At 46.9% G+C, this 13,918-nt stretch carries 12 protein-coding genes; 8 read left to right on the forward strand and 4 right to left on the reverse strand.

Features of this window, described 5'->3' with window-relative positions; genetic code table 11:
• The first annotated feature begins 61 nt into the window (after positions 1-61).
• From FHS57_RS28105 to FHS57_RS28115, 3 genes are read left to right on the forward strand one after another with little or no spacing between them, the layout of a single operon-like run.
• Complete coding sequence (locus FHS57_RS28105; protein ID WP_183979550.1) at positions 62-862, forward strand: DUF4905 domain-containing protein; 801 nt, start codon at positions 62-64, stop codon at positions 860-862.
• Positions 859-1,914: a septal ring lytic transglycosylase RlpA family protein gene (locus tag FHS57_RS28110; protein ID WP_183979552.1), complete on the forward strand. Its 1,056-nt coding sequence runs from the start codon at positions 859-861 to the stop codon at positions 1,912-1,914. The genes FHS57_RS28105 and FHS57_RS28110 overlap by 4 nt, the downstream gene beginning before the upstream one ends.
• A gap of 39 nt (positions 1,915-1,953) precedes the next feature.
• Positions 1,954-2,571: a TVP38/TMEM64 family protein gene (locus FHS57_RS28115; protein WP_183979555.1), complete on the forward strand. Its 618-nt coding sequence runs from the start codon at positions 1,954-1,956 to the stop codon at positions 2,569-2,571.
• A gap of 37 nt (positions 2,572-2,608) precedes the next feature.
• Here the strand turns inward: FHS57_RS28115 and FHS57_RS28120 are convergent, their stop codons facing one another.
• Together FHS57_RS28120 and FHS57_RS28125 are read right to left on the reverse strand one after the other, a co-directional pair.
• Positions 2,609-4,822 carry a carbohydrate binding family 9 domain-containing protein gene (locus FHS57_RS28120; RefSeq protein WP_183979557.1) on the reverse strand — a complete coding sequence of 738 codons (2,214 nt, stop codon included), beginning with the start codon at positions 4,820-4,822 and terminating at the stop codon, positions 2,609-2,611.
• A gap of 551 nt (positions 4,823-5,373) precedes the next feature.
• Positions 5,374-5,931, reverse strand: coding sequence for a hypothetical protein (locus FHS57_RS28125; RefSeq protein ID WP_183979560.1), 558 nt, complete (start codon positions 5,929-5,931; stop codon positions 5,374-5,376).
• 55 nt (positions 5,932-5,986) lie between these two features.
• Between FHS57_RS28125 and FHS57_RS28130 the strand changes: the two genes are divergently transcribed.
• The 4 genes from FHS57_RS28130 to FHS57_RS28145 are packed head-to-tail and all read left to right on the forward strand — an operon-like array spanning position 5,987 to position 10,425.
• Entirely contained in the window at positions 5,987-7,060 is a 1,074-nt protein-coding gene (locus tag FHS57_RS28130) for a CaiB/BaiF CoA transferase family protein (RefSeq protein ID WP_183979562.1), read from the forward strand.
• 46 nt (positions 7,061-7,106) lie between these two features.
• Positions 7,107-8,000 (forward strand): SMP-30/gluconolactonase/LRE family protein, encoded by an 894-nt coding sequence (locus tag FHS57_RS28135; RefSeq protein ID WP_183979564.1) that lies wholly within the window; start codon positions 7,107-7,109, stop codon positions 7,998-8,000.
• 1 nt (position 8,001) lies between these two features.
• A complete protein-coding gene (locus FHS57_RS28140) occupies positions 8,002-9,576 on the forward strand; it encodes an arylsulfatase (protein WP_183979566.1) in 1,575 nt (524 codons plus the stop codon).
• A gap of 24 nt (positions 9,577-9,600) precedes the next feature.
• A complete protein-coding gene (locus FHS57_RS28145) occupies positions 9,601-10,425 on the forward strand; it encodes a ZIP family metal transporter (RefSeq protein WP_183979568.1) in 825 nt (274 codons plus the stop codon).
• An 84-nt stretch (positions 10,426-10,509) separates the two neighbouring features.
• Here the strand turns inward: FHS57_RS28145 and FHS57_RS28150 are convergent, their stop codons facing one another.
• Entirely contained in the window at positions 10,510-10,701 is a 192-nt protein-coding gene (locus FHS57_RS28150; protein ID WP_183979570.1) for a cold-shock protein, read from the reverse strand.
• Positions 10,702-10,849: 148 nt separating this feature from the next.
• Between FHS57_RS28150 and FHS57_RS28155 the strand changes: the two genes are divergently transcribed.
• Entirely contained in the window at positions 10,850-13,312 is a 2,463-nt protein-coding gene (locus tag FHS57_RS28155) for an alpha/beta hydrolase-fold protein (protein ID WP_183979572.1), read from the forward strand.
• A gap of 72 nt (positions 13,313-13,384) precedes the next feature.
• Here the strand turns inward: FHS57_RS28155 and FHS57_RS28160 are convergent, their stop codons facing one another.
• Positions 13,385-13,909, reverse strand: coding sequence for a YfiT family bacillithiol transferase (locus tag FHS57_RS28160; protein WP_183979574.1), 525 nt, complete (start codon positions 13,907-13,909; stop codon positions 13,385-13,387).
• Positions 13,910-13,918 lie beyond the last annotated feature (9 nt).

Consider the following 13,918-nt stretch of genomic DNA (forward strand, 5'->3'; position numbering starts at 1 on the left):
TGCCCTTTGCCTTTTGCCCCCCTTGCCCCTTGCAAATTTGACCATTTCACCAACTTCCCAAATGCTCCCCACCCACACCTTTACCTTTGCGCTACCCGTTTGGCGGCTAATTTATGACACCATTCCTGCGGAGACGACGGCTTCTTTGTTGGCGGTTGAACTTCGGAGCAAATCAGGGGTTAAATGGGCGGTGATTGATGTAGAAAATGATGCTGTTTGTTGGCAAAAAACAATCGCTGATACCGATTGGTGGACCAGCCTAATTGGGTTTTATTCGGGGGTTTTGTTGTTTCATACGTATGCAGGTAGCGAACAACCCGCTCCCAAGTCGCTATTGGCCATCGACGCCAAAACGGGTGTATTTCTTTGGAAACTAGAGGGATATTCTTTTGTGGCTACCGACGGGCAGCTGCTTCAAACTGGACAAACCCAAAGCGATTTGCAGCTAAACATTACGCATCGGCATTTAAGAGACGGAAGCCTTTCGGCAGCTTCTGTCCTAGAGCAATCGGCCACGAATGCTTCTTGGCGCTTTCCTACCGAACACCCAGAAAGCAGCCCATACTATTCGGTTATCGGTCAGTTTATCCAAAAAATAATTGGCAAAACACCCCAAAAAGCCCTAAATTATGGGGAAATTGGTGGACATATTTTGTTTTTTCAGTATCTTTACCACGCTAACGCAACTGCTCTATCCCGCTCTATCTTGGTCGTAAATACATCAAAAACGGTGCTTCACCACGAAACCCTTGAAACCGACGTGACGAGTACTGCTTTTGGTGAGTCTTTTTACAATGAGCACCATTTAGTGTATTTGAAAAATTTACAAGAATTAGTAGTTATAAAATTGCCGAAACCATGATTACGCGAGTTGGATGTTGCCTTGTAGTAGTAGCGCTGTTGATGGGAGCAAAGGCCATGGCTTCTCCCTTTCCCTTCGACTCTACAGGCATCGAGAATAAAAATGGGAAAACGTACGTCATTCACAAAGTAGAACCTGGCCAAACCCTCTACGCAGTGATGCGTAAGTACCAAACCACCATTAAGGCATTGAAAGATGCCAACCCTGGAATGAAAGACAATCTTTCCGTTGGGCAAGTGGTGCGTGTCCCTGCCCGCTCGGGCGGCTCACCTACAAAAACGGCCGCTAAAGAACCCGAAAAGACGGATAAAAAACCCGAAGGAAATAAGCTCGTTTTGGATTACGAAATTCAATCGAAAACCTCTCCCGTTGTCAAAGTAGATGAAGACAAAGGCAAAGAGGCAGATACCAAACCTACCGCCACCCCAACGGAAGAACCCGAAAAGGAAGACACAAAACCTGCCCCCATTTCGGCACCCAAAACAGGCTTGCACAAAGTGGAAGGTGGACAATCGCTGTACGGAATTGCGATTAAGTACGGCGTCTTGATGGCTGATATTCGGCGTTGGAACGGTCTTACCTCCGACCAGCTTCGTTCGGGGCAAGAATTGATTGTTTCGGAAAATACGTACCAGGATTATCTCAAGAAGAATAAATTAGATTCGGTGAAACTGACCGAAGCGAAAAAGCCAAGCGAAGAGAAATTGCCGCCTCCGCCTGTTCGTCCCGAAGACCCTACCAATGCCAATTTGCCCGAACCTAAAATTGCCAACACAGGCAAACGTATCATGGAAACGGGAGTAGCAGAGGTATTGGACGGCACCGACAACAACAGCAAATATTTAGCCCTCCACCGCACTGCACCCGTGGGGTCGTTGATTCAGGTCAAAAATATGAACAATAGCCAAAGTGTTTGGGTCAAAGTGATTGGCAAACTTCCTGATATCAGTGCTAACAACCGCATTATCATCAAATTGTCGGCCCGTGCACAAGAAAAACTTTCACCAGGAGGCAAGCAATTTATCGCCGAAATCAGCTATTTAGCGCAATAACAACACGGCTACTTTTTAGCCTCACAAATGCGTTGATGAATGAAAAGCTTACTTTATCCGTTGTTGGTGTTCGCCAGTTTTGTGATTGCTACGTTTTTGGTATTCCAAAACCTCGAAACCGTCTTTGCGGATAAATTAAATACGCTTGTGCAGTATCCGTGGCAATTTGGCGCTTTGAGTACCCTCTTGCTTGCCTCCGACCTACTTTTGCCCGTTCCTTCTATCTTGGTCATGTATTTCAACGGCTACGTACTTGGGACGTTTTCGGGGACGCTCGTTTCTTTGGCTGGACTAATGCTAGGCTGTGTGGCGGGTTACTATTTGGGCAAAATAGGCAGCAAAAAACAGTCGCAGGTTTCAACGCACCGCGCACTACTTTTTCTTGAAAAATACGGTTCATTGGCAATCCTGCTGTCAAGGGGTATTCCAATTCTCTCCGAAAGTATTTGTGTAGTTTGTGGCTTCAACAACATGCCGTTTAAGCACTATTTGTTGTATAACCTCATCGGTTACCTCCCACTTTGTGTGCTTTACGCCTACTGTGGTAGCATCGGTTATGACCAAAACAACTTTATGCTTACGCTTGGATGTTCTGTTTTGTTAGGAATTTGTTTTTGGTTTTTTGGCAAAAAACTCACGAAACCCGCAAACGCCTAACCCACTCGACACTCTGTACTCCCCACTCGACATTTCCTTACAATTGTCTTAAATAGCTAATCTTCGCAATAAGATGGTCTTCCTGACTGCGCGTATCTAGGCGAGTGGTTGATTGAAACTCCCGTTTGTTGAAGACAATGTAGATAAACGACAACGGTTGGTATTCCCACGAAAGACGAATGTTGTAATTATTGGCTTGGGTATCGGTATTTCTTTGGTAAAAACCAATCAATTGCAGACGTGGATTTGCGGCAAAACGCCCTTCTATCGACCACAAATCAATGTTTTTGGAGGTATTATTAACACCCACATTCTTGAAAGTATTCCGATTGTACCTTCCTGTAATGGAAACGTGCGGAATCGGCGCCACTAACATACTAAAGTTGGTCGTATTCAGTTTGCCGTTGTAATACGTTCCGTATTCACCGTTCCAATTGAAGCTTACTTTTTTGGAACCATCGCTTCCCCAATAGACAGCATGACGCGTATAATTGTAACTTCCTGCGTTGATTTTTACCCCCAACGGACTAAACGGCTCGGTCAAATACTGATAAGTAGGCGTCATGATGTGCCCCATAAAACCACCCGATTGCAGCATGAGCCAAAAAGGGCTCAACCCGTACGAACGTTCAATCAAACGCCCAGTACTCGCTTGGTGGTAAAACTCAACCAACAAACTCGGTTCTACCGAACGGATTATTTTTTTGAAAGGGACGTGTTTGCCCCGATAAAACCAAAATATACCTGGGGTAGTCCCGATGACGTCAGAACGCGAAGTAAATCCAACGGCGGGGTTATATGATTTTGAAATGAGCGACTGCGTCCACCATATTTTCCATTGGTTGGTGGCATAAAAATACTGCGCTGCACCCGCAGCCCCCGTCACGTTGCCCTTGGTATCATGGCTGACGTTGAGCATCCAATTGAGCGAATGTGCCTCGTCAAAGCGGACAAAACCGTCCACGTTGCCCACGATGTTGGTATTTCCCGAATCATTTTTGACCGTCACCAACGCCCCCAAACGACTTTGTTTGCCCAAGTTTTCAGAATAACGTCCGACAAAATAATGGGTCAGTGGCGACGATGCCGACCCTCGTTGACGGATGTACATGGCTCCGTAATTTGTTTTGGCCGAACGACTCACAAAACGCGCACCTGCATCAATTGGGATCGGATTTCCTGTTCCGTCTAGCCCAATTTGGCGACTAAAAAACGGTTGAATCCGCATCGTTCCTCCCGACATATCCGACGCAGGCCCGATTCCAATCCCAAACAGCGAGGCATTTTCTAAGAAAAACTGACGGCGTTCGGGAAACAAGACCGAAAAACGTGTAACGTTGTTGACTTGGCGGTCGGCGTCGGCTTGTGCAAAATCAGTATTAAACGTCAAATCCAAGACCGCCCGCGAATTTACCGCCCATTTTATCTCGCCTCCTACTTTTACCGCCGCATCTTCGGGTTTTCGGCCGTCGATTTGCCGATAACGGTCGTAGGAAGTCAAAAAATACGGTTGTATGCGAACGTTGGCCGTGGGCGGAGGCGGTTGAAGTCCTTTAATGATACCTGCATAGTCCATACGCAAGACATTAAACGAACGTGGAAAAGGCGAAAAGGCGTAGTTTTCGTTGGTCATACGACGCCCACGATTGACATTAAAACCCCAACTTTGGGTTGCTTCGTCTGATTTGGCGTAACGTAATGTTTTCCAAGGAATGGCAAATTCGGCTACCCAACCTGAGTCCGAGCGCGTGGTCCGAACCCGCCAAAGCCCATCCCAATCTAAGTCAATATACGTAGCATCAAAAGATAGGAAATCGCGCTGCACGCCGTGGGGATTGGTGGTAAAGACCATTGCATTGCGACGGTCGTTGAAACCGTCGATGCTCATTCCCACAAAATCAGAGGTTCGGGTGTTAAAATCGCGCTTAAAATCAATAACACGTACCGATTTTTTGCCCAACGTATCGCGGTTAAAAACGCCCAAATACAGGTAGTTTTGGTTGAATAAAGCCCGAATTTCGGTGTGGTGGCGGGGTTTGTCTCCTTGGCGAGGGTCAACTTCAATAAAGTCGCTTTTGGGCTTGGCCAACTGCCATTCTTTGTCGTTCAAATGACCATCAACTTTCAGGTTAGTAGAAATCTTAACCGCCTCAAATTCTTTGCGAACCGAATCAGGTTTAAACAGTTGAACGTCTTGCGAAAAACAACAGAACGACAGCAGGCACAGTACCAGCGTAGAGGTATAATTCATGGATGAAGCGGAATTGGACACGAAAGAAGTCGCAAGTTAGCACTTCTATTTCAAAAACCTTTCACCCAAATGAGGGGATATACGTCAGCGTGCCGTCGGATGCTCACATCCGACACCTAACAGACATTTCGGTTCTGAGGAACCGAAAACACAAAACGTGCCGTCGGATGCTCACATCCGACGCCCAACAGACATTTCGGTTCTGAGGAACCGAAAACACAAAACGTGCCGTCGGATGCTCACATCCGACGCCTAACAGACATTTCGGTTCTGAGGAACCGAAAACACGAAACGTGCCGTCGGATGCTCATATCCAACGCCCAATAGACATTTCGGTTCTGAGGAACCGAAAACACGAAACGTGCCATCGGATGCTCACATCCGACGCCTAACAGACATTTCGGTTCTGAAGAACCGAAAACACAAAACGTGCCGTCGGATGCTCACATCCGACGCCCAACAGACATTTCGGTTCTGAGGAACCGAAAGCACAACAAAAAAGCCCTCGCACTTGGAAGTGGGAGGGCTTTTTGCAAAGAAATTCTTAGAAATTACTCTTCGTCGCCTTCGTCGTTACGAAACGAATAAAGCGTTGAATCGAGCTTGAGGGTACCTTTGTTGAAGTTGTTCACAAAATCAGTAATGACTTCTTCCGTTACAGCTTCTACGTTCAGGCAAGCATCTAGTCCTACACCGTACTCAAATTCCGTGTCGATTTCCAAATGCTCTTTTACCTTCACTTCTTCTTCTTCCTCAATCGCCTCAATCAACTCAGTGATAAGCTCTTCCGCTTCTTCTTCCTCTTCGGGCTTGATTTTGTAGCCTGGGCCACGTTCATCCAACGGCAAGTATTTTGGGAATACTTTTTGAGCTTGCGCTACGGCTTTCTCGTACACCAAACTGCTGTGGTGGAGGCGTAACGTATAAATAATGGCATCGTAAATGACCTCTTGGCCTTTGTATTCGCCAACAAACTGAACGTGAGCCAGTTCGTCATTTTCTGCCATGCTTTCGTCTTCGTCGTCGCAATGAACAAAGTTCATGCCTTCTTCTTCGCATTCCTCCCGTAGTAATTTTATTTCTTCGGGATTGTAACCTTCGTTTGTCATTGATAAGTAATTTTAGCCACGGCAAAATTAGCCGTTTTTAGGCAGCTATTTGTGTATGACCTCATCATTTTTTACTAACGAGCTTAAAATCGTAGAGTTAGCCAGTGTTTTGGCGGGGCCTGCGGTGGGGATGTTTTTCGCCGAACTAGGCGCAAACGTCATCAAAATCGAAAATAAAAAAACGGATGGCGACATGACTCGCTCGTGGAAACTCCCTTCCGAAAACCCTACGTCAACCACTTCGGCCTACTATGCCAGCGTCAATTGGAACAAGCAGGTACATTTTCTGGATTTGGAAGATACCACCGACCGCCAGCAAGCGTACGAACTCATCAAAGATGCCGACATTGTCATTAGCAATTACCGTACGGCAGTAGCACAAAAATTGGGCGTAGATTACGACACTTTATCAAAACGACATCCTAACCTGATTTTTGCCCAACTCAACGCCTTCGACGACACCAGCGAGCGACCAGCCTTCGACGTAGTGCTGCAAGCGGAAGCGGGTTTTATGTTTATGAATGGTGAAAAAGAAGGCCCTGCTGTCAAAATGCCCGTGGCTTTAATTGACGTTTTGGCCGCTCACCAGTTGAAAGAAGGAATCTTGTTAGCCCTCCTGCGGCGTTATCAAACAGGACAAGGCTCGTACGTTTCTACGTCGTTGTTTGAATCGGCGGTGGCTTCCCTCGTCAACCAAGCGACCAATTGGCTCATGGCAAACCACATTCCGCAACGCATGGGCACCCAACATCCCAACATCGCTCCCTACGGCGACTCCTACGTTTGCCAAGATGGGAAAATTATCTTGTTGGCGGTGGGTACTGAAAAGCAATTTAAGAACCTATGTCAAGTGATACAGCACGACGAATTAGTGGCGCTTTATCCGACCAATGCTTCTCGGGTTAAAAACCGTTCTGCGCTGAGCGAAGCTTTAGCACAAGCCATCGGTCAACTGAATTCACAAGAACTTTTATCTCAATTGGAAAAAGTGGGCGTTCCTGCGGCCTCCATCAGAAACATGCAAGAAGTGTTTGAACTCCCAGCGGCGCAAGCCATGATTTTGGAAGAAAAACAGGCCGATGGCAGCGTCAGCAAACGTGTCAAAACCGTCGCTTTTGAGCTAAAATAGTAGATTTTGCCGTAGAACGTCCTTATACACCAAATCAACTAACCGAATGAAAAATACCGTCGCAATTTTAGCCCTTGCCTTTTTACCGTTGGTAAGCCGTGCGCAAGAGGAAGTGAATCAACTGATAGCACCTGGCGCAACCCTTCAGCAAATTTCGAAGCAGTTTAAGTTTACCGAAGGCCCTGCCGTTGACAAAAAGGGCAATATTTTCTTTACCGACCAGCCCAACGACAAAATTTGGAAGTACGACACCGAAGGGAATTTGGGGGTCTATATGGAAAAAACGGGGCGTTCTAATGGCTTGTTTTTTGACAAAAAAGGGAACATCATTTCTTGCGCCGACGAAAAAAACGAAATGTGGCAAATCTCTCCCAAAGGCGAAGTAACAGTTCTTTTTTCGGGTTATCAGGGCAAAAAACTCAACGGCCCCAACGATCTCTGGATTACACCCAAAGGGGGAATTTATTTCACCGACCCCTTTTATCCGCGCGACTATTGGGAACATAAAAAGCCTGAACAAGAGAAACAAAGTGTGTATTTTTTGCCTAAAGGCGCAAAAACGCCCGTTTTGGTGGACGATAACCTGAAACAACCCAACGGAATTGTGGGCACACCCGACGGAAAACACCTTTTTGTGGCCGACATCCGCGACCAAAAAACCTACAAATACGACATCAATAAGGACGGAACGCTCACCAATCGCCAACTTTTTGTGGCACAGGGTTCGGACGGAATTACGCTCGACAACTTGGGAAATTTGTACATCACGGGGCGTGGCGTAACCGTTTATGACCCTACGGGAAAAAAACTAGGCAATATTCCGATTCCGTCGGGCTGGGTGGGTAACGTTTGTTTTGGGGGTAAAAACCGTAATGTGTTGTTTGTCACCGCATCGGAGTCTATTTATACGCTCAAAATGCAAGTCAAAGGAGTTGAATAACATGAAAAGGCTCATTTTGTCGGTCTTATTGCTGGGAATGGGTGTCGTTTGGGGGCAAAAAACACCCTCACGGCCCAACTTTGTCATTATCATGGCCGACGACCTTGGTTTTAGTGACATTGGCTGCTACGGTGCCGAAATCAAGACTCCTAACCTTGACAAACTTGCTTCAAAAGGCGTAAAATTTACCCAGTTTTACAACGCAGCTCGCTGCTGTCCAAGCCGTGCGTCGTTACTGACAGGCATGTATCCGCACCAAGCAGGCATGGGAACGATGGTCGTGACCAAAGTCAAAGACCGCTCCAAAGAAACCTCCACCCAAGGATGGTTGAGCAAACAAACCGTAACGATGGCCGAAGTACTCAAATCGGCAGGTTATCAGACCTACATGTCGGGCAAATGGCACGTGGGCGAAGAACGTCCCGATTGGCCTTTGCAGCGCGGATTTGACCACTATTTTGGACTTATTAGCGGAGCAACCAGTTACTACGAACTACTCCCAGGGCGAATTTTGCTCGAAGACAACGAACCGTATAAAATCCCCGAAAAGTTTTATTTGACCGACGCCATTTCGGACAAAGCCATTGGCTACATCGACCAAAATCGAGGTTCCAACCAACCGTTTTTTCTGTACGTCGCCTACACCGCACCTCATTGGCCGCTTCACGCCCCCGAAGAAGACATCGCCCAATACCGTGGCAACTACCTCAAAGGCTGGGATTACCTCCGTGCCGAACGCCTAAAAAAACAATATCAGTTGGGCTTATTTCCCCAAAAATACGCCCTTTCACCCAAAGAAGCCGACCTGCCCGATTGGTCTTCGGTGAGCAACAAAGACGAATGGGACTTAAAAATGGCGGCTTATGCTGCCATGGTCAGTCGCATGGATGCGGGTATTGGAAAAATCATGGATAAACTCAAAGCCACGGGGCAATGGGACAATACGGTCATCGTTTTTCTGTCTGACAACGGCGCTTGTGCTGAAGTGCTCAACGACCGCGCCCAACGCGACCTCGGCGAAAAAGCGTATGCCGAGTCGTTGACAAAAAAAGCGGGTGAAAAAGGTTCTTACACTACGTATAGCAAAGAGTGGGCAGCTTTAGGCAATACGCCTTTTCGAATGTACAAACAATTTACGCACGAAGGCGGCATTGCGACTCCCATGATTGTGCATTATCCTGCGCTCGTCAAAAAGCCATTTCAGACCCAGCAACTAGGTCATATTATGGACATTATGCCCACTTGTTTGGAATTAGCAAAAGCAACCTACCCAAGCCAATACCAGCAAAATTCCATCAAGCCTTTGGAAGGGAAAAGTTTAGTGCCTATTTTGGAAGGGAAAACGCGTACTCCCCATCCTTATTTGGCGTGGGAACACTTTGACTGTCGAGCCGTTCGGCAGGGAAAATGGAAATTAGTATGGTCCAAAGACTCCAAGAAATGGGAACTTTACGATATGGAAAACGACCGTTCGGAGCTGTACGACCTTGCCGCCTCTCATCCTGCCAAAGTACAAGAATTAAAAGTTTTGTACAGCGATTGGACGGCCAAAGTGGGTGCCACCAAAGGAGAATAATCTCCCGTTAGCCTTCCAACCTTTATGCAACAGTTAGAACAATTTTTACGCGAAATAGGCCCCGTTTACTCTGCTTTGATTGCCACTACATTTACGTGGTCAGTTACGGCGCTAGGAGCCTCCTTGGTTTTTTTCTTCAAAACCATGCACCGAAGTGTGCTCGATGCCATGTTGGGTTTTACAGGTGGCGTCATGGTCGCGGCCAGTTTTTGGTCACTATTAGCACCCAGCATTGAGCAATCTGAAAAATTATTCCCCAGTGTCCCTTGGATGCCCGCTGCGGTGGGTTTTCTACTCGGCTCGCTGTTTATCTATTTTTTAGACAAATTTACGCCTCACTTACACATCAATTTTGGAGAAAACGAGAGCGAAGGAATGAAAACACAATGGCACAAAACCACGCTGTTGTTGTTGGCCATTACCCTTCATAACATTCCCGAAGGACTGGCAGTGGGGGTGTTGTTTGGCGCGGCCACCATTAGCGGCGGCGACCATTTGCTATCGGCAGCCATCACACTTGCCATCGGCATCGGCATTCAGAATTTCCCTGAGGGCTTTGCGGTGGCCATGCCACTTCGTCGGCACGGGGTAAGTCGCTGGAAAAGCTTTTGGTATGGCCAACTATCCGCCATTGTTGAACCCGTAGCGGGTGTTTTAGGCGCAGTTGCCGTTATTTATCTCCAGCCTGTCCTTCCTTTTGCCTTGGCGTTTGCAGCAGGGGCTATGATTTACGTGGTGGTGGAAGAAGTAATTCCCGAAACCCAACGCGACAAATACACCGACGTTTCTGTGCTTGGTTTTATCTGTGGTTTTGTGGTCATGATGATTTTGGACGTTGCCCTTGGTTAAACCATTTTGTATTGCTACATACAAAAAGAAGGCCGTCGCTGCAATAGCGACGGCCTTCTTACTCAATGATTTATATGATTAAAATTAGATAACTTTAACGTTAACCGCATTTAAACCTTTTTTACCATTTTCCACATCAAAAGACACATTGTCATTTTCACGAATGTCATCAACAAGACCTGATACGTGTACAAAAACGTCTGCGCCACCATTGGCTGGAGTAATAAAACCAAATCCTTTGGTGTCATTAAAAAACTTAACTGTTCCTTCTTGCATTATATTCTCTTTAAAGTATTGATTCTCAAAGGTAAGAAGATAAAACAAATATACCTAATTTATTCCTTCTTACTTTTGGTAAAGTATTTTCAGCCAATGCAAAAAACTATTTTGTTTACCTTTAAAAAATAAAACCACCCATTAGACAATGAGAACCTGTTTTTACTTTTTTATTATCTCTTTCTGCTTCATTTCTCTTAATACGCTCCATGCCCAAACCACGCATTCCTTCACCGAAGGCTTAGTCGTTGGCCCCTGCCATCAATACGGTCGCGAAGCCATTTACACCGACCAGCTTACCTACCAGTTGATTCAAAAAACCTTTGTCAAACCCATCGAAGGTGCCGTTTTACTCACCAACGAGAAAGGCCAAGAGCTCAAATGGCAAAAAATAACGGCCGATACGGCCAAACGTTTTCGCCACGCGGCACTGTCCAACGGCTACGTGTATTTGACGTATCAATCGCCCAAAGAAACGGTGGCGCTCCTCAACGTCGCTGGTCATGCAGGACTGTATTTCAACGGCATTCCGCGCGGAGGCGATGCCAACCGCTATGAATATATGTACAGCCCCGTTAAAATCAAGAAGGGGTTGAACGAACTTATTGTGCGTGTAGGAATGGGCGGGCGCTTCCAAGGCATTTCCGCCCGATTGGTATTTCCCGAAAAACCAATCTCCCTAAGCCTTCCTGACATCACCCTACCACACGTGGTTTTGGGAGAAAATAGCGAGCCGATTTGGGGAGGAATTGTTCTTTTTAATGCTACCGAAAAACCACTTACAGGACTAAAAATCAGGTCATTGGTACAAGGAAAAGAAATAATTACTGACCTTCCAACCATTACTTCCCTCAATTCACGTAAAGTTGGTTTTAAAATCGACGCCAGCGCCGTTACGCAACGCGGTGACCTAACTTGTGAGGTCTCTGTCCTCCAAAATGGCAAAGTAGTTGACACCAAAACCCTTACTTTACAAGCAGTTAACAACAAAGAGCATTACAGTCAAACCTTCGTTAGTGGCATTGATGGGAGTGTTCAATACTACGGAGTTGCGCCGCAAAAAGGCGAAAAAACGGATTCGTCAGCCTTATTCCTTTCCGTACACGGAGCGGGCGTAGAAGCCATTGGGCAAGCACGTGCTTACAAGCCAAAGGATTGGGGAACGCTCGTAGCGCCCACCAACCGCCGCCCGCGCGGGTTCAACTGGGAAGACTGGGGGCGCTTAGACGCGTTGGAAGTATTGGCCATTGCCGAGAAAAAATTCCAGCCTCATCCCCAAAAAATTTACTTAACAGGCCACTCGATGGGCGGCCACGGAACGTGGTATTTGGGAGCTACATTCCCAGGAAAATGGGCGGGCATTGCCCCTTGTGCGGGCTACCCGACCTTGATGGGCTACGGCTCAGCCGACGGAAAAATTCCTGAAAATAGCACCAATCCTGTGGAGCAATTGCTGCTTCGGGCGAGTAATCCAAGCAACGTCATGGCCTTGGCCCAAAACTACAAAGCCAGCGGTGTTTACATCCTCCACGGCGACGCCGACCGCACCGTTTCAGTAGAATATGCCCGCACTATGCGCAACACTTTGGGGGCTTTTCACAACGATTTTTCATATTATGAATACCCCAACGGCTCGCACTGGTACGGCGACCACAGTGTTGATTGGGCACCACTTTTTGATTATTTCAAATGGCACCGTTCTAAAAAAGCCGAAGACGCTGACGTCCTAGATTTTACCACGGCAAACCCTGCCATTTCTTCGCATTACCATTGGATTGGGGTTGAACAACAAATTCGGCCGTTGCAATACAGTCGAATTCAGGCAAAACGAATGCCGAACGAGAAGACACTGGCCATTACCACCGACAACGTTCAAACCCTCACGGTGCATCCTTCGGCATTTTTAGCGAATCAATCTTTTAAACTAAAAATTGATAATCAAGAAATTACGGGCACTTTCCAGTTGAACAACCAGCCCTTGTATTTTGCGAAGAAAGATAAATGGGAAGCCACTGAAAAACCGTCGATTCAGCAAAAAGGAGCGCACCGTAACGGAACTTTCAAAACAGCTTTCAACCATCGGATGGTCTTTGTCTATGGAACAACGGGCACCAAAGAAGAAAACGAATGGGCTTATAACAAAGCACGTTATGATGCCGAAACCTGGTATTACCGTGGCAATGGCGCCGTGGATGTGATTTCGGACAAAGAGTTTTCGCTGGCGGCTTATGCCGACCGTGGTGTGGTTGTTTTTGGCAATGCCACTACCAACAGTGCGTGGAATTTAGTACTGGGCCAATGTCCGATTCAGGTTCAAAAAGGCAGCATGAAAGTTGGCAACGAAACCCTTTCGGGCGACGACCTAGGCGGTTACTTTATCTACCCGCGTCCCGACAGCCCCCTAGCCTCAGTGGCAGCCGTCACAGGTACAGGTTTGGCAGGGATGATGGCAACCGAGTCAAATCAGTATTTTACGGGAGGTAGCGGCTTCCCCGATTACTTTATTTTCAGCGCTGCCATGCTCAAAGAAGGAACAAAAGGCGTCAAAATGGCGGGATTTTTTGACAACCAATGGAAATTTTCGCCAGCCGATGTGGTAAAAGTGCCGTAAAGAAATCATAAAATTTGGCCACAAACAGGCGGTTACTATGTAGTAGCGCTTGTTTGTGGCCATGTATGTTGGTTATTTTCCCAACGCAATCTTGATGTGCGCCAAATGGTGCTTGGCGTGCCACGCACCCATGTCCAAGGCATCAATCAACTTGACGTTTATTTGGCGAAGCGGATGGAAATAACCCTTTTGAAAATCTTCCACCGACATTTGTTCCATCAAATTCGTCCAACGGGCGTGGGTGCCTTCTATCATTTGCAACGAGAAACCGATAGGAGCCGTTTTGGCTTCTTCCATCGTTGCCCACGCATCAATTTTTGCTACGACGCCGTTGGGGTTATCTTCGGTCAAGGCGTGCTTAAAACGGATGTAATGCAACAAGTGCATGTCTGCCACGTGGTGAATCAACTGCTGAATGGTCCAGCTTCCTTCGCGGTATTGTTTTTGTAACTCTTCGTGCGAAAGTTGTTCAGTCAACGCCCGATACTCCGCAGCGATGGTCTTCAGCGTAGTCAAGCGTTCTTGTATTTCTTCAGCGGTGTAGTCTCCTTTGGGAGCCCATTTCCCAATCGGAAATTGGAGTGATTGAATGTCCATGTTTGTGTA

Origin of the sequence: Runella defluvii, from assembly GCF_014195535.1 — a bacterium.
Taxonomy (GTDB): Bacteria; Bacteroidota; Bacteroidia; order Cytophagales; family Spirosomataceae; genus Runella; species Runella defluvii.

Coding starts and splice junctions, on each gene's coding strand:
- FHS57_RS28155 (WP_183979572.1), top strand. CDS start 10,850: ATGAGAACCTGTTTTTACTTTTTTATTATCTCTTTCTGCTTCATTTCT.
- FHS57_RS28110 (WP_183979552.1), top strand. CDS start 859: ATGATTACGCGAGTTGGATGTTGCCTTGTAGTAGTAGCGCTGTTGATG.
- FHS57_RS28115 (WP_183979555.1), top strand. CDS start 1,954: ATGAAAAGCTTACTTTATCCGTTGTTGGTGTTCGCCAGTTTTGTGATT.
- FHS57_RS28145 (WP_183979568.1), top strand. CDS start 9,601: ATGCAACAGTTAGAACAATTTTTACGCGAAATAGGCCCCGTTTACTCT.
- FHS57_RS28125 (WP_183979560.1), bottom strand. CDS start 5,931: ATGACAAACGAAGGTTACAATCCCGAAGAAATAAAATTACTACGGGAG.
- FHS57_RS28160 (WP_183979574.1), bottom strand. CDS start 13,909: ATGGACATTCAATCACTCCAATTTCCGATTGGGAAATGGGCTCCCAAA.
- FHS57_RS28105 (WP_183979550.1), top strand. CDS start 62: ATGCTCCCCACCCACACCTTTACCTTTGCGCTACCCGTTTGGCGGCTA.
- FHS57_RS28130 (WP_183979562.1), top strand. CDS start 5,987: ATGACCTCATCATTTTTTACTAACGAGCTTAAAATCGTAGAGTTAGCC.
- FHS57_RS28140 (WP_183979566.1), top strand. CDS start 8,002: ATGAAAAGGCTCATTTTGTCGGTCTTATTGCTGGGAATGGGTGTCGTT.
- FHS57_RS28135 (WP_183979564.1), top strand. CDS start 7,107: ATGAAAAATACCGTCGCAATTTTAGCCCTTGCCTTTTTACCGTTGGTA.
- FHS57_RS28120 (WP_183979557.1), bottom strand. CDS start 4,822: ATGAATTATACCTCTACGCTGGTACTGTGCCTGCTGTCGTTCTGTTGT.
- FHS57_RS28150 (WP_183979570.1), bottom strand. CDS start 10,701: ATGCAAGAAGGAACAGTTAAGTTTTTTAATGACACCAAAGGATTTGGT.